The organism is Stenotrophomonas sp. 80084_Sma (assembly GCF_056481995.1).
The window spans coordinates 402,130-424,867 of record NZ_CM151177.1; the positions used below are offsets into that span (position 1 = coordinate 402,130).

Annotated in this window: 20 protein-coding genes and 1 pseudogene; 13 read left to right on the forward strand and 8 right to left on the reverse strand. The window is 61.4% G+C overall.

Annotation, left to right across the window (positions count from 1 at the left end):
- Window positions 1–577 precede the first annotated feature (577 nt).
- The gene (locus ACZK3W_RS01820) at window positions 578–979 is read right to left on the reverse strand and encodes a hypothetical protein (RefSeq protein ID WP_049462943.1); all 402 of its coding nucleotides are present in this window, start codon (window positions 977–979) and stop codon (window positions 578–580) included.
- 210 nt (window positions 980–1,189) lie between these two features.
- Here ACZK3W_RS01820 and ACZK3W_RS01825 point away from each other — a divergent pair, with 210 nt between their 5' ends.
- A complete protein-coding gene (locus tag ACZK3W_RS01825) occupies window positions 1,190–2,023 on the forward strand; it encodes a hypothetical protein (protein ID WP_478450351.1) in 834 nt (277 codons plus the stop codon).
- Window positions 2,024–2,117: 94 nt separating this feature from the next.
- Here the strand turns inward: ACZK3W_RS01825 and ACZK3W_RS01830 are convergent, their stop codons facing one another.
- Both ACZK3W_RS01830 and ACZK3W_RS01835 read right to left on the reverse strand, forming a co-directional pair.
- Window positions 2,118–2,915, reverse strand: coding sequence for a siderophore-interacting protein (locus ACZK3W_RS01830; RefSeq protein ID WP_132808963.1), 798 nt, complete (start codon window positions 2,913–2,915; stop codon window positions 2,118–2,120).
- Between the two features lie 59 nt (window positions 2,916–2,974).
- Entirely contained in the window at window positions 2,975–3,535 is a 561-nt protein-coding gene (locus ACZK3W_RS01835; RefSeq protein WP_478450352.1) for a PadR family transcriptional regulator, read from the reverse strand.
- 568 nt (window positions 3,536–4,103) lie between these two features.
- On the opposite strand from ACZK3W_RS01835, the gene aceE reads away from it, so the two are divergent.
- From aceE to ACZK3W_RS01860, 5 genes are all read left to right on the forward strand, one after another.
- Window positions 4,104–6,791 (forward strand): pyruvate dehydrogenase (acetyl-transferring), homodimeric type, encoded by a 2,688-nt coding sequence (gene aceE, locus ACZK3W_RS01840; protein ID WP_046984452.1) that lies wholly within the window; start codon window positions 4,104–4,106, stop codon window positions 6,789–6,791.
- Window positions 6,792–6,887: 96 nt separating this feature from the next.
- Window positions 6,888–7,085 (forward strand): hypothetical protein, encoded by a 198-nt coding sequence (locus ACZK3W_RS01845; RefSeq protein WP_478450353.1) that lies wholly within the window; start codon window positions 6,888–6,890, stop codon window positions 7,083–7,085.
- A 12-nt stretch (window positions 7,086–7,097) separates the two neighbouring features.
- A complete protein-coding gene (locus ACZK3W_RS01850; RefSeq protein ID WP_478450354.1) occupies window positions 7,098–8,099 on the forward strand; it encodes a hypothetical protein in 1,002 nt (333 codons plus the stop codon).
- Window positions 8,100–8,193: 94 nt separating this feature from the next.
- Window positions 8,194–9,510, forward strand: a complete 1,317-nt coding sequence (locus tag ACZK3W_RS01855) for an ATP-binding protein (protein WP_478450355.1) — start codon at window positions 8,194–8,196, stop codon at window positions 9,508–9,510.
- 41 nt (window positions 9,511–9,551) lie between these two features.
- The gene (locus ACZK3W_RS01860; RefSeq protein ID WP_478450356.1) at window positions 9,552–10,226 is read left to right on the forward strand and encodes an HNH endonuclease; all 675 of its coding nucleotides are present in this window, start codon (window positions 9,552–9,554) and stop codon (window positions 10,224–10,226) included.
- A gap of 196 nt (window positions 10,227–10,422) precedes the next feature.
- Here ACZK3W_RS01860 and ACZK3W_RS01865 read toward each other — a convergent pair.
- The 5 genes and pseudogenes from ACZK3W_RS01865 to ACZK3W_RS01885 all read right to left on the reverse strand — a co-directional run.
- Window positions 10,423–10,500, reverse strand: a pseudogene (locus ACZK3W_RS01865) (transposase); the annotation flags it as partial.
- A 413-nt stretch (window positions 10,501–10,913) separates the two neighbouring features.
- Window positions 10,914–11,819 carry an HNH endonuclease gene (locus ACZK3W_RS01870; RefSeq protein ID WP_478450357.1) on the reverse strand — a complete coding sequence of 302 codons (906 nt, stop codon included), beginning with the start codon at window positions 11,817–11,819 and terminating at the stop codon, window positions 10,914–10,916.
- Between the two features lie 623 nt (window positions 11,820–12,442).
- Window positions 12,443–12,811, reverse strand: a complete 369-nt coding sequence (locus ACZK3W_RS01875; protein WP_478450358.1) for a hypothetical protein — start codon at window positions 12,809–12,811, stop codon at window positions 12,443–12,445.
- Window positions 12,812–13,262: 451 nt separating this feature from the next.
- Window positions 13,263–13,688 (reverse strand): energy transducer TonB family protein, encoded by a 426-nt coding sequence (locus ACZK3W_RS01880; RefSeq protein WP_478450359.1) that lies wholly within the window; start codon window positions 13,686–13,688, stop codon window positions 13,263–13,265.
- A gap of 91 nt (window positions 13,689–13,779) precedes the next feature.
- Entirely contained in the window at window positions 13,780–13,989 is a 210-nt protein-coding gene (locus ACZK3W_RS01885; protein WP_478450360.1) for a hypothetical protein, read from the reverse strand.
- Window positions 13,990–14,236: 247 nt separating this feature from the next.
- Here ACZK3W_RS01885 and ACZK3W_RS01890 point away from each other — a divergent pair, with 247 nt between their 5' ends.
- The 7 genes from ACZK3W_RS01890 to ACZK3W_RS01920 all read left to right on the forward strand — a co-directional run bounded on the left by ACZK3W_RS01890 (window position 14,237) and on the right by ACZK3W_RS01920 (window position 22,706).
- Window positions 14,237–14,884, forward strand: coding sequence for a DUF1629 domain-containing protein (locus ACZK3W_RS01890; protein WP_478450361.1), 648 nt, complete (start codon window positions 14,237–14,239; stop codon window positions 14,882–14,884).
- A gap of 28 nt (window positions 14,885–14,912) precedes the next feature.
- On the forward strand, window positions 14,913–18,260 hold the full coding sequence (locus ACZK3W_RS01895) for an XVIPCD domain-containing protein (RefSeq protein WP_478450362.1): 3,348 nt from the start codon (window positions 14,913–14,915) through the stop codon (window positions 18,258–18,260).
- A gap of 217 nt (window positions 18,261–18,477) precedes the next feature.
- Window positions 18,478–18,945 carry a hypothetical protein gene (locus tag ACZK3W_RS01900; RefSeq protein ID WP_478450363.1) on the forward strand — a complete coding sequence of 156 codons (468 nt, stop codon included), beginning with the start codon at window positions 18,478–18,480 and terminating at the stop codon, window positions 18,943–18,945.
- 151 nt (window positions 18,946–19,096) lie between these two features.
- On the forward strand, window positions 19,097–20,023 hold the full coding sequence (locus ACZK3W_RS01905; RefSeq protein ID WP_478450364.1) for an XVIPCD domain-containing protein: 927 nt from the start codon (window positions 19,097–19,099) through the stop codon (window positions 20,021–20,023).
- Window positions 20,024–20,188: 165 nt separating this feature from the next.
- Complete coding sequence (locus tag ACZK3W_RS01910; RefSeq protein WP_478450365.1) at window positions 20,189–21,334, forward strand: YncE family protein; 1,146 nt, start codon at window positions 20,189–20,191, stop codon at window positions 21,332–21,334.
- 143 nt (window positions 21,335–21,477) lie between these two features.
- The gene (locus ACZK3W_RS01915; protein WP_329893826.1) at window positions 21,478–22,053 is read left to right on the forward strand and encodes a hypothetical protein; all 576 of its coding nucleotides are present in this window, start codon (window positions 21,478–21,480) and stop codon (window positions 22,051–22,053) included.
- Between the two features lie 77 nt (window positions 22,054–22,130).
- On the forward strand, window positions 22,131–22,706 hold the full coding sequence (locus ACZK3W_RS01920) for a hypothetical protein (protein WP_329893825.1): 576 nt from the start codon (window positions 22,131–22,133) through the stop codon (window positions 22,704–22,706).
- The last annotated feature ends 32 nt before the right edge of the window (window positions 22,707–22,738 follow it).

The window sequence follows — 22,738 nt, forward strand, 5'->3', positions numbered from 1 at the left end:
AGGCCAACCGAGGTTGGCCACTACCGGTTCATGCAGGGCGGGAGAGTGCTTTGGTAGATGCCAACCTTGGTTGGCACACGAGCATTTCGCGGGCCAACCAAGGTTGGCCACTACCGGTTCATGCAGGGCCGGAGAGTGCTTTGGTAGGTGCCAACCTTGGTTGGCGCACGAGCACTTCGCGGGCCAACCAAGGTTGGCCACTACCGGTTCATGCAGGGCCGGAGAGTGCTTTGGTAGATGCCAACCTTGGTTGGCACACGAGCATTTCGCAGGCCAACCGAGGTTGGCCACTACCGGTTCATGCAGGGCGGAAGAGTGCTTTGGTAGATGCCAACCTTGGTTGGCGCACGAGCACTTCGCGGGCCAACCAAGGTTGGCCACTACCGGTTCATGCAGGGCCGGAGAGTGCTTTGGTAGATGCCAACCTTGGTTGGCGCACGAGCACTTCGCGGGCCAACCAAGGTTGGCCACTACCGGTTCATGCAGGGCCGGAGAGTGCTTTGGTAGATGCCAACCTTGGTTGGCACACGAGCATTTCGCAGGCCAACCAAGGTTGGCCACTACCGGGTACGCGTGTTCAGCGCAGCGCGCCCAACCATGCCACGCACGCCTCGCTCGGGCTCTGCTTGGCCTTCACCGCCAGCCCGCTCACGCGCACGAAGGTCTGCGCGGCCTGCGCCACGACCTGGCGTGCGATCAGCGCGGCCTGCTTGGTCGCGGCCTGCTGCTTGCGCAGCTGCACGATGTTGATCGAAGGCCGACCGACCGGCGCATATTTCTGGTCGCGGCGCAGCACATCGGCCACCTGCGCAACTTCGAATTCGGCCTGCAGGTAGCGGTGTTGTGCTTCCACCAGCTCACGCAGCGGTACGCGCAGGGCAGCGGTGTCGGCGAAGGCGGCCAGTGCCGCGTCGCAGGCGGCGTCATCGGCAAAGCGGGTACGCAGCGCATCCACGCTGGCCAGGGTCAGTTTGGCCATGTGGCCCTCGTTGCTGCAGGAAAGGAGCGCGATTGTCGCATTGCTTGGCGTGCTCCGGGCCGGGAGGCCTCCGCTTTGGTAGAGTCGACTGTTAGTCGACTGCTCTTGGCGCAATGCTGGAAACCCCCGCGCTGCGCGCGATAGTCGACTGACAGTCGACTCTACCTGGCTGGCATTTCAGGCGCAGCCGCATCCACGGAAGGAAGACCCATGCAGGACACGCAGTACTGGTTGAACGAATTCTGGACGGGCCTGAGTGTGCTCGACCTGCTGGGCGGCAGCGTGCTCGGTACGCTGCTTGGCTTGGTGCTGGGCATCTTTGCCTGGCGCTGGCTGCACCGCCGGGGTTGGTTGCAGCGGCGCAAGCGCTGGCATCACTGGCTGCTGGCCAGCTACGTGGTGCTGCTGCCGCTGGCCACCGCCTTCTTCGGCCTGCAGCTGGGCTTTACTGCTGGCGCGCACCGCGCGCTGTTCAAGCAGCTCGATCATTTCCAGCCGCACCTGCAGACGCTGGTGGAAGGCTGGAGCGAAGGCTTCACCGATTCGCTGGACGACCCGCGCATGCGCGAGGCATTGCGCAGCCAGGGCACGGTGGGCGATGTGGCAGACACCATCGCCTCGGCCTACCTCAGCGAACATCCGTTGCCTGGCCTTGATCGTCTTGGCAACGGCCCGTTGGCGCGCGGCACCGGTTGGGTGATCGGCAAAGTGCGCGAAGGCCTGCTGCGCGGCATGGTGGAAGACACGCTGGTGGACAAGGCCGGCACGCTCGGCCTGGAGCCCAAGGTGGTGCGCGAGGCGCTGACCATGCACGTCGATGAGCTGCTGCACACCCGTGGCGTGCTGCGGCTGGTGAAAGCGCAGATCAACGGCATGATGCCCGGCGTGTACTTCGGGCTGCTGTTGCCGTTGCTGATCATCGCGCTGCTGGTGGCGCTGGAGATCTGGGCCGCGCAGCGGTTCGGGTGGACGCGGCAGGTGGCGGCCAACGCGGTAGTGCCGGCCGCTGGCCGGCAACTGCAGGTTCCTGCCGAAGGTTCATGAGGTTGCCGGCCAGCGGCCGGCACTACCCATCGGAGGGCGTGCGGACCAACGGTCCGCACCTACCAAGCAGGGTCCGCACCCACCGGCTGCCCGATCAATCGCCGTCGGTTTCGTCCGGGTGCGCCTTCCAGTAGCCGGTCGAGCGGATCCAGTCGCGCGGCACGCCCAGGTGGCCTTCGATGAACTTGCGCATCATCCGGGCGCGGCGCGATTCGGTGGCGATCCAGTAGAAGACATCGCCTTCCGGCGCTTCGAAGTCGGTCAGCATGTCTTCCAGCAGCGTGCTGCTCGCTGCCGGGAAGCCATTGCGCTCCAGCCAGTGGATACGCACGTTCTCGTACTGCGGCAGGTCCTGGCGTTCGGCTTCATCGCTCACTTCGATGAAGGCCTGCACCTCGGCATCCTCCGGCAGCACGTCCAGCCAGCGGGCGATGGCCGGCAGTGCGGTTTCATCGCCAATCAGCACATAGGCGTCGTAGCTGTCGGCCACCACGAACGAGCCGCGCGGGCCGCCGATCACCAGCGTGTCGCCAGCCTTGGCCTGCTCGGCCCACGGCCCGGCAATGCCCTGGTCGTGCAGCACGAAGTCGATGGCCAGCTCGCCGGTTTCGTGGTCCCACCAGCGCGGCGTGTAGTCGCGGGCCGGGGAAGGCTCCTTGCCGGCCGGATAGCTGCGGCCTTCGGCAGTGACCACTGGCAGCACCATCTCGCCGCTGGCATTGGGGAAGAACAGCTTGATGTGGTCGTCAGCGCCGGGCGAATCGAAACCGGCCAGCTCGGCGCCGCCCAGCACGATGCGGCGCATGTGCGGGGTGACTTCTTCGGTGCGCAGCACGGTCAGTTCACGGAAGCGCACATCCAGGCGCAGGCGCGTGTTGTTGTGTTCGGTCATGGGGTTACCTGTAAAGGTGTCGCGCGGGGGCGCGCGGCGTAGGGGAGACCTGGCTGGATTCAGTCTGGCTGGGTCGTTGAAATGGGTGGGCTCTCGCTACCGGCCGTACCGTTGAGCAGGGCAGACGCCCGCGTCAGCAGCGCCGCTACTTCTTCCGCTTCGCCCTCGGCCCAGCGGCCGTGGTGGTGCACCAGCGCCCGCTTGAACTCGCGCAGGGCACTGGCCAGCGGCGGCGGCAGCGAGGCCTTGGTGATCTCGCGGGCACGGTCGAAGGCACGCCGCTGCGCCAGGCGCACCTGGGTGCGCTGCACCTTCAGCTCGAACTCGCCGGTGGCGGTGATGCGGAAGATCCGCTTGCCGTCCACTTCCTCGGCCTCGATCCAGCCGGCCTGCTCGAAGCTGGCCAGCAGCGGGTACATGGTGCCGGCGCTGGGCGTGTAGGCCTGCATGAACTGGTTGCTGATCAGCTGCATCAGCTCGTAGCCATGGCGGGGTTGCTCGCCGATCAGGGCCAGCACCAGCAGGCGCAGGTCGCCGCGGCTGAGCACCCGCGGCTGGCCGTTGCGGCGCGGCACTTCCGGATGGGTGGAACGGGCTCTGGGAGAAGCGGTGCGGCTCATTTCGATATATCGGTAAACGAGTGTGCAAACGATATATCGATATATCGAAGCCGACAATCATCGATCCGGCCACAAGCAAGTCAGTTTTGGGCCACGGCCAGCCCCGCGCACAGCAAAAGGGGCGCCCCTTGCGAGGCGCCCCGGGCAACACTGTGGAAGGGAGCGAGGCAGGGCCAGACGGCGGACCGAAGCGGGCGAGGCCAACACTCGAGGCCTACCCTGAGGGCAGGGTGGGGGCCAATCCAGAGGCAGGTGCGACACGTTGTCGCCGGTTCAGCGCCGGCACGCGCAGCCGATACAGGTGGGCATGGCGCTGCCCTACAACCGTCATCGGCAGCGGTAACACTGCGTCCTGCACATGGGCGCAGCGGCCCGCAAGCGACAGCCCGCGCAGCCAACAAGGCCCGCCGCAGGGCCTTCAGCGGGCCCGGCAAGCCCCTTGCGGACACTGGCCGGTTGCATCCATACGCCTGCGTAGCCAAGTGACGAAAGCCCTTGGTGCGCTACACTTTGCGGTCTAGAAATCTATACAACAGTCGCGCGCGTGCGTGCGGTTATGGGAGCGCTAATGAACTGGTTGAACGAGGTGCTGAACAACGACCCGAATCCTGTGGAAACCCAGGAGTGGATCGAGTCGTTGAAGGCCGTTATTGATGTCGAGGGCTCCGAGCGCGCGCATCAGCTGCTGGAAGGCATGGTGGAACTGACCCGTCGTTCGGGCGCCTACCTGCCGTTCTCTCCCACCACCGAGTACGTCAACACCATCGAGCCGCAGCTCGAGGCCAAGAGCCCGGGCAATGCCGAGCTGGAATGGCGCATCCGTTCGATCATCCGCTGGAACGCGATGGCCACCGTGGTCCGCGCCAACCGCAAGCCGGGTGACCTGGGCGGCCACATCGCCTCGTTCGCCTCCGGCGCCACCCTGTACGACGTGGGCTTCAACCACTTCTGGCGCGCCCCGAGCGAAAACCACCCGGGCGACCTGCTGTTCATCCAGGGCCACAGCGCCCCGGGCATCTACGCGCGTTCCTTCCTGGAAGGCCGCATCAGCGAAGAGCAGCTGGACAAGTTCCGCATGGAAGTGGACGGCGGTGGCCTGTCCTCGTACCCGCACCCGTGGCTGATGCCGGAATACTGGCAGACCCCGACCGTGTCGATGGGCCTGGGCCCGCTGGCCGCCATCTACCAGGCGCAGTTCATGCGCTACCTGGAAAACCGTGGCCTGATCGAGAAGTCCGACCGCAAGGTGTGGTGCTTCATCGGCGACGGCGAGAGCGACGAACCGGAAACCCTGGGTGCCATCGCCCTGGCCGGCCGTGAAGGCCTGGACAACCTGATCTTCGTGGTGAACTGCAACCTGCAGCGCCTGGACGGCCCGGTGCGCGGCAACGGCAAGATCATCCAGGAACTGGAAGGCGTGTTCCGTGGCGGCGGCTGGAACGTGATCAAGCTGCTGTGGGGCGGTTACTGGGATGCCCTGCTGGCCAAGGACAGCGACGGCGTCCTGAAGAAGCTGATGATGGAAACCGTCGACGGCGAATACCAGAACTGCAAGGCCTTCGGCGGCGCGTATACCCGCGAGCATTTCTTCGGCAAGTACCCGGAAACCGCTGCGATGGTCGCCGGCCTGAGCGACGACGACATCTGGCGCCTGAACCGTGGCGGCCACGACCCGCACAAGGTGTACGCCGCCTACCACCAGGCCGTGAACACCAAGGGCATGCCGACCGTCATCCTGGCCAAGACCGTGAAGGGTTACGGCATGGGCAGCGCCGGTGAGGCACTGAACCCGACCCACCAGACCAAGAAGCTGGACGACGAAGCGGTGCGCCACTTCCGCGACCGCTTCAACATTCCGGTGACCGACGCGCAGCTGGCCGACGGCCAGGTGCCGTTCTACCACCCGGGCCCGGATTCGCCGGAAGTGCAGTACCTGCAGGAACGCCGTGCCGCGCTGGGCGGTTACCTGCCGCAGCGCCGCCGCAAGGCCGACAAGACCTTCGTGGCGCCGAAGCTGGAAGCCTACGACCGCCTGCTGAAGAGCAGTGGCGAGCGCAGCTACTCCACCACCATGGCCTTCGTGCAGAGCCTGAACATCACCCTGCGTGACAAGGAACTGGGCCCGCACATCGTGCCGATCGTGGCCGACGAAGCGCGTACCTTCGGCATGGAAGGCCTGTTCCGCCAGATCGGCATCTACGCGCCGTTCGGCCAGAAGTACAAGCCGGTCGACGCTGACCAGCTGATGTTCTACCGCGAAGACCAGAGCGGCCAGGTGCTGCAGCAGGGCATCAGCGAGCCGGGTGCGATCAGCTCGTGGATGGCCGCCGGTACCAGCTACTCGGTCAGCAACGTGCCGATGCTGCCGTTCTACATCTACTACTCGATGTTCGGCTTCCAGCGCGTGGGCGACATCGCCTGGCAGGCCGCCGACATGCGTACCCGCGGCTTCCTGCTGGGTGGCACCGCCGGCCGCACCACGCTGAACGGTGAAGGCCTGCAGCACGAAGATGGCTTCAGCCATCTGGTGGCCGGTGGCATCCCGAACGTGCGCAGCTACGACCCGACCTTCGGCTTCGAAGTGACCGTGGTACTGCAGCACGGCACCAAGCGCATGATGGAAGACCAGGTGGACGAGTATTACTACGTCACCCTGATGAACGAGAACTACACCCACCCGGAAATGCCGGAAGGCGCGGCCGAAGGCATCGTCAAGGGCATGTACCTGCTGACCGACGCCGGCAAGCCGAAGAAGGGTGAGCTGCGCGTGCAGCTGCTGGGCTCGGGCACCATCCTGCGCGAAGCCATTGCCGCCGCCGAGCTGCTGGACAAGGACTTCGGCGTGACCGCCGACATCTGGAGCTGCCCGAGCTTCAACGAACTGCGTCGCGATGGTTTCGACGTGGAACGTGCCAACCGCCTGCATCCGGAAGGTGAGCAGCGCAAGGCCTACGTGACTGAGCTGCTGGAAGGCCGCCAGGGCCCGGCGATTGCCGCCACCGACTATGTGCGTGCGTATGCGGACCAGATCCGCGCGTTCGTGCCGATGTCGTACACCGTGCTGGGTACCGATGGGTTCGGCCGTTCGGATACGCGTGCGAACCTGCGCCGGTTCTTCGAGGTTGACCGGTACTACATCGCGCATGCCGCGATTGCGGCGCTGGCGAAGGAAGGGAAGATGACCGCGAAGGATGTGGCCCGGGCGATCAAGCAGTACAAGATTGATCCGGAGAAGGCTAATCCTGTTGGGGTTTGATAGTTACGCCTAGGCGGCAGTAGGCGTCTCAGGTGGCGAGAACGCGGGGGTATACAATGCCCCCGCGTTGTAGCATCACCCACTGAAGGAGAGCGTATGTCCACTAGTACCCGAAAGATCAAACTTCACCTGCGAGACTTCGCGGGCGATGTGATGCGGGAATTGCAGTCGCGGCAGACCGTTCAGAGCTTTAATGGTGCACTCAAAGTTAATCCCGACCGAGTTGTTATTAGTGAGCTGGAAGGGAGAAAGGCAATTGAGAAGCTAAAGCGGCGGATGGAATTAATTAAATAAAAGGAAGCGTCCATGGGGGCAGGAAGCTCGGCCATTGCAGTGCTGGTTCTCGTAATCAGTGACTATGTTTTTAATTTGGTTTTCCATCCGGTCAGGTACTTCTCAAGTCGGGCGGAGGGTCAAAAGCTATTTTTCATGTCGGCGGGTTCGGGTATTCTTTTGGGGGCGCTGGTCTTTGTTGTCATCTCGGGAGTGAAGCCTTGCTTCTCCGGAGATTCATGGCCGCTTCGATTTGCTCAATTCTTAAATCAGTCAATCCCAGTTCCATTTGCATTTAGGCTGATTGTTACTCTGATTGCTTCGATAGTGCTGTCCTCATTTCTTAATCTTTTCTCCGTCAAGATCGTTCGCGGAGCAAAGAAAAGACAGCAATTGCTGAAAGGGACGTCTAGAACTCGGGCGCAGCGCGTATACGATCGCCTGACCGCGACCAACGGTAGTTCGATGGCGCAGCTGTTTCGACGTGCTGCGGACAAGCAGAGCTTGGTCATGCTCACTCTTAAGTCAAGAAAGATATACTGCGGCCGGATTTTTGAAGTTCCGCCCAACATTGATGCGCCAGATGCGTGTATCGAAATTCTTCCTTCATTCTCGGCATACCGGGACAAAGATAGCTTGCGGATGGGGGATGTCCGCACGGATTACCCCGTGATCGAGCTGTGGATCGCAAGGCAGAGGTTGCACACTCTTGAGGAGAATATTCAAGTTTTCGATCAGGGTGAGAGTAATCTCTATAAGCAATTGATTGCGCTGCAGCCCAATACAGAGCTGGTAAAGAAGTTCCTGCGACGTACACGACGTATGCTCGACTCGCAGCGAAAAGAGGCTCAGGATGTTGTCGAGGGCTTTCACGGCAAGAAGGATTTTGATGTCGAAGACTGGATTAAGGTAATCAGCATTAAGGAGATTGAATCCGCGTCTTTCTATGATCCAGATGCTTATACGAAATGGTTCTCCAGGGCGCCTAGTGATCCTAGTGAAAGCGATTGGCAGATGGCAAAACCTACCCATTGACGTGATGATCGCTTCCGTTCCCAGCAGCCTTTTGTCAATAGAATGTCTGCACAGGAATATTCCGGCCGATGATGAGAAACAGTAGGAGGTTAGGGTGGTTTCCATTAGAACGGCGGAGGTGCGGGGCTATCAGGTGCGTCTCTACGGCGACCATATCGGTAACAATAGAGTTACTGTTGTTACGGGGCCCAATGGTGCAGGTAAGACCCAGCTTCTCACGTCCATCGCAGCCCGCGTGAGGAGTGAGGACATTTTTTCAGGTCACATCGATGGAACGATTGCTAGGCTGATCTGTCAGACCTATAGCCCCTTTTCTCGATTTTCTAGCAGGGGTCAAAATGAAGCAGGGGTTGTTAGCTCTTTCAGAGATGGGGCTGACGATCTTTCGTTTTACATTCCTCTTGGTGTAACTTCGGATAAAGCTTTTCGATCAAGTCGAGTTACAATCGATGTGCTTGAGCGCGCAATCCTTGGGGTGAGCCAAAGTGACGAGCGCGCTAAACATTTTTTTTCGTTTCTCCAGGCTGCAGGTTTTCTGGAGAAATGCGAGCTTGATTTCTCGTTTGTTCCGCGAGCGCTTCATTTTCTGAAGGCCATGAGAGTGGATTCTCAGAAGGCCATGTGGATGCTGCAATCTACTGATTCATTTGATCAGCTTCGCGAGCTGAAAAAGCAGTGCCAGGATGAGGGGGGGGAGGAGCTCAGCTCTGTGATTGAGACATCAATGGAAACCCTGGGTGAATCACTTCGAAGGGGGAATTATGTCATTGAGTTTGGCAAGGACGCAGCAAGTTCTTCCATGACATATGCCCGGCTGCAATCTTTTGCTGTACTCCGCCGTTTGAAGTTGGTTAAAGTATCGAACGCAAAGGTATTTAGGAGGAATGGGGAGCGATTGAATATCGCGTCCACGAGCTCTGGTGAGCAGCAGATTCTATGTTCGCTACTTGGGCTTGCCGGTACGCTGCGCAACGGTTCTGTTGTTTTGATCGATGAGCCAGAGCTTAGCCTTCATCCTAAATGGCAGATTGATTATTCAGGCCATCTTGTTGGTCTTCTAAGAATAGTTAAGGATTGTCACGTTGTTATCGCGACGCACTCGCCGTTGATTGCACAAGGATTCTCTAATTACGGGTGCAGGGTGACCAAGATCGGTAGTGAGCGGCCAGGCGAGTCGGCTGATAATCAGTATGGATCTGTCGAAAAGATACTCGTTGACGTGTTTGAATCGCCAGTTCCATCTAGCCTGTTCTTGGCTGATGAAATAATGCGATCGATGCTCCAGGCTGATGAGTTCCCAGCTGCCAAGGATGCAGTAATCGCTCGCCTTTACGAGCTGTCAAGAACTTTCTCTGGAAGTAGTCAGGATCAGGAGCTCATTAGTGAGGCGATCCGGTTGGTGAAAGAGTGAAGAGGGGGCGAGTTAATCCGCCCAGTGGTATGAGCCTCGGAGTGAGCGTTGCCAAGTATTCGGCACTTGTAAAAGGTCTCACTGATCGTGGCCATTGGGAGGCCCCGCCGGCACACTTGGCTGAAGATCTAAAGATCTTGAAGTCAAATCTTAAGGATCATTTCTACTACGGGCAAATGCGCCGATGCTGCTACTGTGGGATAGAACTAGCAAAACATAAGTCGGCGTACCAACTGGATCACATCATCTCCAGATATGATCGAGCCGATTTCATGGTGTCTCTACTAAACCTTGCCGTTGCTTGTGGCCCTTGCAACGGAGCAAAATCGAAGAGGGCTTCGTTAGAATCTTGCGTGATTGTTAGTGATCTTGACGTTGTTCCAATGACTCCACAGTCATATGCGATTGTGCATCCCCAATTTGACGATTGGAGTTTGCATCTTGAATTCGATGATCTGAATCGTGTGGTGCATAAAACAAGGAAGGGGCAATATACGATTAGCGTATGCAGGATTGATAGGTTGAATGCAGCTAGACTTTCGGATCATTTTGCAGCGGTCGATCGGCCTAAAGTGGTTGATCTGGTGGTTAAGGTTGGTTCGTACAAACAGAAGGCGAGAAAGATTGCTGCCATTGAGCTGTTGGGGAAACTTGCAGCTCGTGGGTCACACCGGGCATCTTTGGCTGTGGGTCGAATTGAGCTTGAGATTATGTGATGCATTGTCGCTTAGTAGTGGGCTGAACGCGGAGATCTAATTTCGTGGTGATTCTTCCGGGAACTAGCGACTTGAGTGGGGGCGGAAGTGAGTTCTCCGGTTATGACTGAATAAAACGCGAAGGAAGATAGTTTCGGAAGTATGGGTCTAGGCATGCCCTGGACAGTTGCCGCCGAGTACTGGATTACCGGCACCTGTTGATGCTTTCGATGGCATCGGTGGAATAGATCACCCGTCTGATATCCGATGGGAACGCAAAGAACGGCACTACGCGGCTACTGCATCCTTCCTGCCGCGCCGGACACCAGCCTGGTGTTTAACAGCCGCGAATACACATGCTCGGTTCGAAGCTACGGTCCGCTATAGCAGTTCATCACGCCACACTGCCTGCAGCAGGACTGGATGATGGGACGAGTCATTTGAACACGGAAGGAGCAATGTGTGCGCCGGCATTGCTTCGAGAGCCTGATCCACTCCGCACGGGTGATTGCCGACTGAATCGCCTCTTATTACATGCTTTAAACGCCCTCGTCAGACACTGAAGTGATGACCCCACACGCGGCCTATGCCGCTACACTAGTCGCATGACCTGATCATGGGAACGACGGGTTATTGCATCTCTTACATAAGTTTGCTCACCGGCATTTTCGTCGTGGAAAGAAATCCTGAGCGAATGCTTGTGGGAAACTAGGTTAGAGGATTGGACGGTTCATGCGTTCCACTAAATACCACGTCCCGGTGAAATTCCAAGAAATTGAGCTGCTTGTGGGAAAAAGCGCCGGGCTCAAAAGAGTCATCCAAGCTCAGGCCAAGCCGAACTTGCACGTCAGAGGGCAGGCTTCTCGAAATCAGTAGGCGACCGCTCGACGAGAAGCTAATCCATCCCCGATCAAACAGCAAGTCCGCATGCGGAGCCAGCAGAAGACCGTTCTCGCCATCAACGCGCTCGCTATCAGTGCTATCTGCCCAAGGCTTGATATGGCTCGCGCGGAGGAATCTTAGGTCCTCAATGCCGGTCAACCGGCAACCCTTCTCAACGCCAATCAGACGCTCGCGGAACAGGCGTTGCTTCGTCCGCACTTCGGTTTCGCGTCTTGCGCTAGTTGCGCCGACATAATCGATAGCAGCATCGATCTCAGCTTGGTCCGTATCGCTCGCCGCGAGGCCCAGTGAAGCTTCCAGTGATCTCAAGCGGAAGACTATGGCAGATCTTGACTGCCCTTCTCGGTCTAGCATGCCAGGTTGAACGTAGGAGGACTGGCACACGAACCTACCAAGGTACCGGTAGGGCCGCCCCTTGCCCATCATCTGAAACACTACGAGCGTCTTGCCATCTTTGACGTGCTCGCCGATCGCTCGGTTGCCCGCCACGTACTTCATGTCTCCGACTTGACCCTCGCCGAAGTAATGAAAGACCTCGTCGTCGTCCCAAAAGTCATGGTATCCGTGAGACACGCCGGCCTCGCCAGTGAACGCGATGACTAGCGGATGCTCCTTGGGTGTCGAAATGCCGCCTTGCTGTTGCCCGCCAAATACACCGTGGATCTGCTTTTGACGGTTGTAGAGCGCGCCCACCTCGAATGGGAGTTCCATCCTAGATCCCTGTCCCAGAAGCTAAGTGCCCAGGATTCTAGCCAGAACCAGGTTCCTTGCGCCATTGATTGACGCGTTTGGCTGCCGGGGCAGGGTGCAGATGGGGGCTATTGGGACGCAGATCTAGGGCAGCTGTTCTCAGGTGCGCTCAAGTTCCTCCTGCGTCTCTCTGATGAGCCCCATCCATTTTTCCAACGCTGTAGCTCCACTGCATCGCTTGCGACCTTAGACATGGTGACTATCAGAAGACTCGGCCCAGAGTTGTCCACGAACAGAACGGCATCGCCGCGTACGCTCATATCAAAGAAGCGTCTACTGGAATCATGCTTTCCGATGATGACGCCTTGGCAAGCCAATGCTTCGGCGTAGTTCTCGGCATCGGCCCGAAACAGGGCAAACTCCGAGTCGGTGAGTCTTGGGTAGTTCTCAAGACTCATTGTGGTGGCTGGCGCGTACGCCCCACCAATGATCAACCCCAATAGGGTTGCCGCCGTCAGGGCAAGTAGAGTCCGGCTCGGCATAGTGAGGCCAATGTTGGAGGCTAAAGGCTCAGACAGTGGCGAATGCTTGGGACCGTGCGTACGATCCACGCATTGCACTCGATGTACGTAGCGAAGCGCGCTCTACTCCCGCACCCGCAGCCGCTCAGCCACCTGCGCAGTCAACGCCACACAAGCCATCTTCAACCCTTCCATAACGCGATCTCCCAGGTATTCCTCGGGCGCGCCGTTCTGCCGAGTCCGTTCCGCAGCCAGCATCAGCTCTGCCACCACACGCAGCCCCGCCAGCGCGCAATCCGCATCCGCCAGCTGAAGACAGCGCCCAGGCAGTTGATGCCGCTCCGGCCAAGGCTGGCCATCCGCAGCCACACCGGTTCCGATGCAGTGCAGCGTGGCGACGAAGGCATTGGGATCGACGGACGGTTCGCGCTCGGGTTCGGCGTTGTCCGGATCGTACTGCGCGTGCAGGGAACGGAAGTCCGATGTGTTCATGGCAATGCTCCGTACAGGACAGACAGCAGCGCCACCAATAAAGGTGGCGGACGGTGCGGGCTCGAAAACCGGTATGTACCAGACCGGCGGATCCGAAGATCCCCACGCACCGTCCGCCATAGAACGCGAACGGATTGCCAGCCGGCGCCACAGAGAAGTGACGCCGGCCGGCAAGCGCATACATCTGGTACATAGACGGGTTTTCGAGTCCCGCGCCACCCTTTTCCGGTGGCACGCCAAGAGATACCCGTGCAGCAACCAAATGCCAAGAAACCACAGGACTGATGATTGCCAGTCCTGACGCTTTCGGCATTGTCGCACACGGTGTTAAGCCAGCAAGCGATTGCGCCGCAACGCTCTTGAAGGGCTTGGCGCTATTGACCCCAAGCGTAGGAATATCTGCAGCCATGCCAATGGCCTAGGGCCAATCGCGACAGATTGGAGCAGCGGTTCAGCCGGGTGGCGCCTCGGCAGTGGGTACGAAGGTCAGACGGACCCGCACCCGCGCATGCAGCGCGACGCCCTCAACCACGACCGGATCAAAGCGCCACTTGCGCACTGCGGTAAGGGCCGCACGATCCATCTCCCGCAGTCCGCTGGACCGCGCCACCATCACGTTGGAAACGTGGCCTAGCTCGTCCAGCTGAGCAACCAGCAGCACCTGCATGGGAGCCTGCAGGAAGGTATCGGGCGGCGTGACGAGGGCCGTTGAATACTCAATGGCAGGCGCCTGCTGCAGCTCGAAGGCGGGGTTGTCACCGCGCTCCACGAACACTTCAGTGGAAACCTGCGGGTCTGCCGCCATGGCCACGGTAGGTGTAGCGCCCAGCAGCATCAGAACCAGGTTCAGTGCCAGGGCAGTGTTCAAACGGGGCATACGTGGTTTCCATTCCGGTGAGCTGCCAGCGTAGCGGCCATCTCCTGGCATCGCTTGCCTTGAATGCCGGCGTGCGGGTCTGTTGCGCGGATTACATAGGCACGCCTGGCCGTGGCCACAGCGCATCGTCGCGCTCCAGGTCGTAGTCGCTGCCGAACGCCAGAGCCGCCTCGCGCGGTGGGAGGTCCGCATAGCAGCCCAGCAGGTACTCATCCATGCCGGCATCGCGATGGTCGATGGCGAACAGGTGGAGCAGCTCCTTGTCGAAGGCTTCCAGCCATGTGGGGTCGATCTTGGTCATGGTCATCCTCCAGAGGGGGAGGGGAGGATGGCTGGAGTGCGTCTCAAAGACTGCGAGGTGAGTCCGACGTGGTTCCGAATCTCATAGTGATCTGATTGCCCAGCGAAGCGGCCGGAGTAGAACCAATTCCTGAACAAGCCCTGCCTCAGTGCTGAGGAGGCAGCCGGGTTGTCCAGAGCTCTTCACTTCCGATCGCATGCGTGTGCCTCTAATCTACGCTCAGCCACAAACGGAAAAGACGCCACTCATGGATTTGTCCAAATTGCCTGCCAATCAGCCCACGGCTGGAGAGTTCTTCAAGCTTCGCCCCGACGCTACCCGTGGAGGAATGGGGCATGGTGTCGTCTTCGAGAACGAACAGTCTTTGCTTACTCCGCCCCGGCTGATTCTCCGCCCCGAAGCGGGGGGCTTTCCGCCGCTTGTCGAAATGCCTCGTCTGGTTCTACATCCGGAGCTTGGGGATCCGCCGCAGGATCTGGAAGGTGGAATGAGCGGCTACTGGCTTGTGTCAGAGCGCCTTTTCCAAGTGATGGAACAGATTGATCCTGACGCATTCCAGTTCCATGCGGTGGACTATCGACTGGCCGATGGCTCTGAGGGGCCCGCGTATCGCCTCTGCGATGTGGTGCGCACCCTTGATGCATTGGATGAACAGTCATCCAAGTTGAAGATCATAGTGAGCGACGAGTACGTGAACGGGAAGTACTACCGGCTAACTGGCGATGTGAAGCTGGCCTTCAATCGCCAAGCACTGGGAACTGCGCATGTTTTCAGGCTTCCATTCCATGTAGGCGTATTCTGCGACCGTATCTTTAAGGACGCTGTTGAAGCGGCAGGCATCACTTCGCCTCAGCATTCGAATGGCCTGTGGTTTGAGGATGTCGTGAACTGCTGAGCCCCGAATCAAGGACGGAGTGACACGTATGGCGCACCGGACGCACTTCCAAGATCATCATGCAATAGAGCAGCAGACGCTGAAGAACAGCGAACTGCTCGCCACGCTGCAGCAGTCCGGAAGGTTCAACATCCACGCGGTGGAGAACAGAATCTTCCTGCCGGCGAGTCCTCAGCTGGCAGACGCGCTTGGAATCACTCCGCATAGCGGTGGTCCACTCCGGGCATATCAGGACGGAATGCTGGGATGGCTGGATGAAATCCAGGGAACGCGTGACGGCGAAGCAGCCATAGCTGGTGATCCCGCCGCCTTGGATAGGGTGGCCAAGCGGGTTGAGCAGCTGCGAGATACCGTAAGGGCTGGTTTGATCAATGGTGACCTGTACACCAATACGCCGCTTGGCCAGACTCCCGCCTCCACTTCGCAAAGCATCCGCAAGTTCTTTGATGAGGTCCCCGACTATCACAGACTGAATATCCGACAGGTTCAGTTGCTACCGACGCTGTCCAGCGTCGACCAGGGTTGGGGGGCGGTTGCAGGTTCGGAAATGCGCGTCGTGCGCACACTCGACCAGATCGATTCCGAGCAAAAGGCCATCACGCGTGGTGGCAACGTTGAGCTCCAGCGCCACGGCTTGTCCGTCGCCATATCGAACTCGCATCATGTTGGGCGTATCTCACTCTCCGAACCCAGCATTCAAACTGTCGAGCGCGTTCTGGGCGAAGAGGCGGCGCATCGCATTCGGTCTCCCATTGCTCAGAGTGGCAGCGCTTCTCTCACTCTCCTCCTCGGCGAAGCCTCCACCAGCCAACTGATCCGCTCCGGCGGCCTGCTCGCCTCCGGTGCCGACGCCGTCATCACCGCCCGCCGCACTTCGCAGTTGCTGGAAGAAGGCAACGGCACCGCCGCTCAGTCCGAGCTCACCCACGCCCTGGCGCGCAACGGCGGTGGCTGGATCGGTGGCATGGCCACTGCGTCGGTGATCGGCACCTCCAGCTTCGTCCCTGCGGCCATCGTCGCGGGCGATGCGCTGCTGATGAGCAAGGCGTTCGACAAGGGCGCCGATCTGCTCGACAACCGCGCCGTCTACCGGCAGACCGACAAGGACGATGTCACGTGGCAGTTCAATGGCCTGAACTGGCAGCGCCAGGCGGTCATGGACAGCGCGGGCGACGGCCTGGGCAATCCGGCTGAGCGCAGTGTGGGCGCCAGTTACGAGAAGGCCCGCGAGCTGGGCGCATATGCCCATGGAAAAGCGGTAGAGCTGGCGCTGGGCAAGACGCCGCCGCCGCAGGACCCTTTCAGCATCCCGGCGCGGGACGGCGAGGGCCGTCTGGACAATCCCAACTGGCACCGCGATGCGCAGACCGAACAGTGGACGCGGCAGGTCAAGATTGGCGTGTCCGGCGCCAACGACCGGGGTGTGTATGAGACGCAGACCGCCAGCCCCGAACGCGCCAACGAGTTGAATCGTGAGGCGGTGCAGCGCATCGAGAGCAACATCGCCAACGGCAAGGCCGCGATTGCCGCCAGCTACCTGGAGACTTACGCCGCTACCCGCGCCAGCGACTTCGTGCCGCTGGTGCCGGAAGCGGTAGAGCAGGCCCGCGCAAGGCCTGACGCTGTCCAAGGCTCGGACAACCAGCTCTACCAACGCGACGAACAAGGGCAATGGCACCACACTGGCCATATCGCGCAGGGGAACATGGCGCTGGAGTTGGAGCTGACCCGCACCATCCAGCAGCCGTCGCTCGATCAGTTCAACCAGACGATTGCCGCATTGGACGCGCGACCGCTGCCGTCTGCGGCGGAAGTGAACCAGAACGAGCTGCGCCACAGCTACTACGCTGCGGGCGTCGCGCTGTCACCGGCGTGGGAGCAGGCCATTGCCCTGGCCACGGCGCGCACGCGCGAGCAGCACGGCATTACGGGTCCCACGCTGCAGGAACTGGGGCCTGTAGCCGAGGGCAACGCGGGCGCCTCCAGGCCCATCAACCATTACCAGGTAGGCCAGGATGGCGTGGCACGCGCCGTCGCGACCACCAGCACGCAGGAGCTGCAGGCCGCTTGGAATGAGGTGCGCGCGCGTGCCAATGAGCAGGCGCCGTTGCCCGACTCGCCCGAGCTACGCATTGCCGCGCTGTCGGCGGGTGAGCAGGAGGCGTATCGGCAGGCACTGCAGGAGGCAAATCGGCTGGGTGCAGCGCAGGTGGATGCAGGACAGGCTGCACGAGCGGCCGCGCAGGTTGCACATGGCGATAAGTCATCTGAGCAGGATGGGAGCGTGGAAGTGCGGCCGGAAGAGCCGGCCACTGCGCAGCCCATCGCGCCTGCGGCGGTTGTGGCGGCGCCGCCAGCGGTAACGGTCACGTCACCGCCTACGCCCGCCCCACAGGACAAGCCCGAGTCTCAGCGGCACGCCGAGCAGCGCGATCCGCCGCGGCGTGAGGCGGAGCCCGAACCTCAGCCCTATCCAAACAGCGAGGCGCCCACCGAAAACCGTACCGCCTCACAGACGCCGGAGCCCACCGGGCCTATGCAGGCGCACTCAGCCGCACCTGAACGCGCGACGCCACACGCTGCCGCGTCTCTGGCAGCGGCAGGGCAGACTGTGCCCACGCAGCGCACGGAGCAGGCATCGGAGCAGGAGCGGATGGCCCCGGTGCCTGCGGTTGCTCCCACTCCAAAGCAGGACATGGCAGTTCAAGATGTGGAACCGGTGCCCTTCAAGGAGCCGCTGCCTGCTGAGCCTGCGCGCGATCCATGGCCTTTGGAGCAGGAAGCGGCACAACACGTGCCAGAGCCCGAACCGGCTCCGTTGGGTGACCACGAGCCAGTCACTGCGGCTGTCACTGTTCCTGCCGAGCCTACGACGGCGCCAAGCCATGAACCGGCCGCGTTCGCACCGGAACCGGATGAGGCTTCGGGCCCGAACCGGGCGCCGCAGGACCCCACGCAGCCCGGTCATCCCGATCATGCGCTGTATCAGCAGATCCGCGAGGGCGTGGAAGCGCTGGACGCCAAGCACGGCCGCAGCTTCGATGAAGTCAGCGAACGCATGACCGCCAGCCTTCTGGTACTGGCCAAGGACAACGACCTGGAGCGGGTGGACCATGTGCTGGTGAGCAACGCTACGCGCGAACACCCAGCTGGGCACACGCTGTTCGTGGTGCAGGGTGAGCCAAGCAATCCGGCCCATCAGCGCGCTGCGATGCCGACCGAGATGGCGGCGCAGACATCAGTGGAAGAGTCGCTGCAGCAGTTCGACTCTGTCAGCCGTGAAGCGCATCAGCGTGCGCTTGCCAATCAGATGGACCAGCAGCTGGAAGATCAGCGGGTGCAGCACGACATCCAGATTCGTGCGGCGAGCATGTGATGAGCAAGGCACGCGCTGCACTGGCGACCTGCACGGAGGACTGAAGATGACGCCACATGGAAAGCGCCGGATATGCATGCTCGCGGGACTACTCGTTCTTCTGGCTACCGCGTGCCGGCCCGATGCGGCTCGCGACGCAGGCTCGATAGCAGAGGCCCATCGTCCGGATCTGGTGCCGCTTGTGCGGGCCATGCCGACTACCTCAATGGATGCACCATTGACGGTCGAGTTCGATGTGGCTGCTCCCAGAAAAAATTCCTCTCCAACGCTCATGATCGGCATTCGCGTTGACCGCACGGATAACACCACGGCGTTTGGGGCACTGGCCGATGTTCGGGCGTCCGGGCTCCAGGCGAAGGTTTCCATGCAGCGCCTGGAATCGAGTGGATGGAAGGACGTGCCGTTGCTCCGGCTGGAATCGATCATTGGGGAACCTGCCAGGACGATTCCCATCCCCGCCGATGGTCGAGTAACAAGCGCGTGGCTGGACGATGCTGACGTACTGGCGCTGCAGAATGCTGGGCTGGAACGACCCGGCGACACCTATGCACAGCTGGCCTTCGCATGGGCGCGCAATCCGTCGCCGGGCCGTTACCGGGTTGAAGTGCAACTGCATTCGCCTCTGACGCAGCTTGATCCGTATCACCCCGAACTGCTGATTGCCTACCTGCGCAGGCCCAAGTAGCGAAGGAGTCAGCTTCTTCCCCTTGGGATTGCTGGCTGGTTCACACATTCAGCAAGCCAGCCGTGGCCTTAGCTTTGTCCTCCACCTGCCCCCCATCCCACCTATGCCATCATCCAGCCAGGACCGCAGCACCCATCAAGGCTGAACAGGCATGGAGCAGGCAACACGCTACACGGCTACTCTTTATCTGGCCGCGCCCGGCACCCCATTGAAAAGTGGGGGAATCTCGCCGCGCGGCCACATGTACCTGCAGGTGGCGGCAGGCGACGAGGCCCACAGCTACGGCTTCGCACCGCCGCGCCTAGCGCCGGGCGATACCCACACCGGCGTGCAGTACGCGCAGGTGCGCCACGACGATGCCGATGAGCATCTGGACCCGTACTACAGCCGCACCCTGGAAATCACCGAGGGGCATTACGGCTGCCTGCGTGATTTCGCCGAGGAGCCGGCCGAGTTCGAATTCGATGTGGATCGCCCGGCCACCATCAACCGCTGCAGCGATTTCGTCTGGGCGGCGCTGCACTACGCCGGCCTGCATCCGCTGCCGGCGCCGCTGGACGGCGGCAGCAACCTGGGCGAGTTCGCGGTGCTGTTCAACCTGCCGGAAATCCAGTGCATCGCCGCGCCGTTCCCGGGTAGCGATCTGAATGCCGAAACCCACCATGCGATGCCCGAGCGCGAGGCCGAACACCATCGCCAGGGCGACCGCGCCAGCGATGAGCCGCCGCCGACGCCGATTGAAGTGGCCGGCACGCTGCTGGACCCCTCGCATCCGGACCATCGCCTGTTCGCGCAGCTGATCCAGAAAGTGGCCGAGCTGGACGCCGCGCATGGCCGCCCGTTCGATGCCGCCAGCCAGCGCATCAGCGCCAGCCTGCTGGTGCTGGCCAAGCAGAACAATCTCTCGCGCGTGGACCACGTGCTGCTCAGCCAGCCGACCCAAAGCAGCCATGCCGCCGAAAGCATCTTCATCGTGCAGGGCGATCGCAACGACCCGGGGCACCGCCGCGCCAGCATCGCCACCGAGGTGGCGGCCAAGACCGATGTGGCCGATTCGCTGCGCTTGAAGGAACAGTAATCCGCGCGACTGCCATACGCGCGCCGGCGCACGCCACGCCCCCCACCTGCTACCATTCCCCCGCTACCCAGCCAGCCCACCCCGCGCAGACAGATGCAGGTCGGGCCGTCGTAGAACGGCCCAGCGAGCCAGGACACCCTCCCGTGCCCATTCAAGGACGCTCGCATGTTCCGTAATCCTCTCTTCCGCTCGGCCGCCCTGGCCGTTGCCGTTTCGCTCAGCCTCGGCGTGCCCTCCGCGTTCGCCGACAACGCACCCGCCGCCAGTGCCACCGCCGCCGTGCAGCGCCAGGCTTTGGCAAAGGGCCTGTACGAGCTGGCCTACAGCCCGAAGCAGAATGCCGTGTTCGTGGCCTCGTCCGGCGGCTTCGGCGATGACGCCGGCCCGGCACAGGTGCTGCGCCTGAACCCGGCCACGCTGGCCGTGGAAACCCGCATCCCGCTGGAGCGCAAGGCGTTCGGCGTGGTGCTGGATGACGCCCACAACCGCCTGTACGTGGGCAACACCGTGGACCTGTCGGTGACCGTGGTCGACACCGCGCAGAACAAGGCCGTCGGCACCATCCAGTTGATGGAGAAGAAGACCGGCAAGGACGGCAAGGCTGCTTACACCCACGACCTGCGCGAACTGGTGGTCGACAGCGCGGCCAACCGCCTGTACGTGACCGGCCACAGCAGCCAGCCGGACGTGAGCAGCGTGCTGTTCGTGATCGATACCACCACGCTGAAGGTGATCAACACGATCGACGGCCTGGGCAATGCCAAGGCACCGGGCCTGGCGCTGGATGCGGCCAACAAGCGCGTCTACACCAGCAACCTGCTGGCCGATCTGGTGGTGGTGGGCACCGATTCGAACAAGGTGGTGGCACAGCACAAGATCGCCGCCGAGCAGCCGATGAACATCGCGCTGGACCCGGCCGGCAAGCGCCTGTTCGTGACCGACCAGGGCTCGGAATTCCTGCGTGGCTACCAGGCCAAGAGCAGTGGCCTGGTCAGCAAGCATCCGGGCCAGCGCGTGCTGGTGCTCGACCGCAGCACTGGCAAGGAACTGGCCAGCATCCCGACCGACGCCGGCCCGCTGGGCATCCTGCTGGATGCGCCGCGCAAGCGCCTGTACGTGACCAACCGCGAGGCCGGCACGGTGACCGCCTACAACAGTGACAGCTACCAGAAGGTGGCGACCTACACGGTGCCGACCCACCCGAACAGCCTGGCGCTGGATGCGAAGAACAACGTGTTGTTCGTGAGCATCAAGAACGGCGAGAAGGATGACAAGGGCGCCGACGAGAGCGTGGCGCGGATTCAGCTGTAATGCGATGACGCCGGGCCACGCCCGCCGACGTGCCGCGTGAAGAAGGCAGGGTGCAGACCCTGCCTTTTTCTTTGCCCGGTTGCAGTGCCGGAGGCCGCCCGCTAGGGTTGAAGCCCATGGCAGGGAGCCAAAGGGTCTGAATCATGCTGGGTACCCATCGCTGGCTGCGTGCCGGCCTGTTCTTCATGCTGGCGGGCGCACTCGGCGGCTGCAGCAGCCGCGTACCGGACGCGCCGGAGCCGCTGGATCTGGTCAAATCGATCGACGTTGCCGAACCCGGCCAGGAGGTGCGGTTCGAATTCGAGACGAATGCCCGCAACTTCTATCCGGGTCGCACGTATGCGCTGGAGCTGGAAGTTGAGCATCAGGGGCCGGAGGACACCCGCGAGCCGAGTATCGCCACGATGCAGATCCCCTTTGAGGTGTCCCTGCAGCGCTTGACCGCAGGTGCTTGGCAGGACGTTGCGACCTACGACAGCTACCAGGCAATGGCTCGCAACGCGGGGGCAGCACTTCCAGAATGGCATGCATCCAGCGAATGGCGGTATACGTCGCCGCACATGGGCAGTGACGGCCAGTACACGCTGAGCCTGGTTGCTCTGCCACTGGAAATTGACTCCCGCTACCGCGTGGACGTGCGTACGGTGCAGAGGACAGAGGCACTGCAGGATTACTCGGCCCGTTTGCGGGTCCATGCCGCCCGTCCCGCTGGAAAGTAATCAATCGCTTGGTTGTGGCGCCTTTGTTCGCTCGCCAGGGTAGAAACTTCATGGCAGGGAGCCAAAGGGTCTGAATCATGTTGGGTATCCATCGCTGGTGGCTTGCCGGCCTGATCTTCACGCTGGCGGGCGCACTCGGCGCCTGCAGCAGCCGCATACCGGATGCGCCGGAGCCGCTGGATCTGGTCAAGCCGATCGACGTTGCCGAGTCCGGCAAGGCGGTGCGCTTCGAGTTCGAAACGAATGCCCGCAACTTCTATCCGGGTCGACCCTATGTGCTGGATCTTGAGGTGCAGCGACACGGACCCGCGCCTGACAGTGAGCCTGACATGGACAGTGTTCATGTTCCCTTCCAGTTGTCCCTGCAGCGCTGGGTCGCAGGTGCCTGGCAGGACGTTGCTACCTCTGATGTCTATCAGGTAAGGGCGCGCAATCTGGGTGAGCCGCTCCCCGAATGGCATGCATCGGCAGACTGGCGCTACGCGCAGCAGGTATCGATGGACGCCAGCCGGTACAGGTTGAGCATCGTTACGCTGCCGATGGAAACGGGTGCCCGCTACCGCCTGGATGTACGCACGGTGCAGCCCACCGCCGTGCTCCAGCATTACCCGGCACAGCTGCGGGTTCATGCTGGCCCTCTCTCTGGAAAATAGTTACCGACCTACTGCTGAAGGGAACTGAAGGA

Excerpts from the sequence above, each read along its gene's own strand:
- ACZK3W_RS01850 (WP_478450354.1), top strand. The coding sequence starts at position 7,098 with ATGGGGGCAGGAAGCTCGGCCATTGCAGTGCTGGTTCTCGTAATCAGT.
- ACZK3W_RS01875 (WP_478450358.1), bottom strand. The coding sequence starts at position 12,811 with ATGAACACATCGGACTTCCGTTCCCTGCACGCGCAGTACGATCCGGAC.
- ACZK3W_RS01880 (WP_478450359.1), bottom strand. The coding sequence starts at position 13,688 with ATGCCCCGTTTGAACACTGCCCTGGCACTGAACCTGGTTCTGATGCTG.
- ACZK3W_RS01890 (WP_478450361.1), top strand. The coding sequence starts at position 14,237 with ATGGATTTGTCCAAATTGCCTGCCAATCAGCCCACGGCTGGAGAGTTC.
- ACZK3W_RS01870 (WP_478450357.1), bottom strand. The coding sequence starts at position 11,819 with ATGGAACTCCCATTCGAGGTGGGCGCGCTCTACAACCGTCAAAAGCAG.
- ACZK3W_RS01830 (WP_132808963.1), bottom strand. The coding sequence starts at position 2,915 with ATGACCGAACACAACAACACGCGCCTGCGCCTGGATGTGCGCTTCCGT.
- ACZK3W_RS01895 (WP_478450362.1), top strand. The coding sequence starts at position 14,913 with ATGGCGCACCGGACGCACTTCCAAGATCATCATGCAATAGAGCAGCAG.
- ACZK3W_RS01845 (WP_478450353.1), top strand. The coding sequence starts at position 6,888 with ATGTCCACTAGTACCCGAAAGATCAAACTTCACCTGCGAGACTTCGCG.
- ACZK3W_RS01910 (WP_478450365.1), top strand. The coding sequence starts at position 20,189 with ATGTTCCGTAATCCTCTCTTCCGCTCGGCCGCCCTGGCCGTTGCCGTT.
- aceE (WP_046984452.1), top strand. The coding sequence starts at position 4,104 with ATGAACTGGTTGAACGAGGTGCTGAACAACGACCCGAATCCTGTGGAA.
- ACZK3W_RS01825 (WP_478450351.1), top strand. The coding sequence starts at position 1,190 with ATGCAGGACACGCAGTACTGGTTGAACGAATTCTGGACGGGCCTGAGT.
- ACZK3W_RS01905 (WP_478450364.1), top strand. The coding sequence starts at position 19,097 with ATGGAGCAGGCAACACGCTACACGGCTACTCTTTATCTGGCCGCGCCC.
- ACZK3W_RS01915 (WP_329893826.1), top strand. The coding sequence starts at position 21,478 with ATGCTGGGTACCCATCGCTGGCTGCGTGCCGGCCTGTTCTTCATGCTG.
- ACZK3W_RS01820 (WP_049462943.1), bottom strand. The coding sequence starts at position 979 with ATGGCCAAACTGACCCTGGCCAGCGTGGATGCGCTGCGTACCCGCTTT.
- ACZK3W_RS01885 (WP_478450360.1), bottom strand. The coding sequence starts at position 13,989 with ATGACCAAGATCGACCCCACATGGCTGGAAGCCTTCGACAAGGAGCTG.
- ACZK3W_RS01920 (WP_329893825.1), top strand. The coding sequence starts at position 22,131 with ATGTTGGGTATCCATCGCTGGTGGCTTGCCGGCCTGATCTTCACGCTG.
- ACZK3W_RS01835 (WP_478450352.1), bottom strand. The coding sequence starts at position 3,535 with ATGAGCCGCACCGCTTCTCCCAGAGCCCGTTCCACCCATCCGGAAGTG.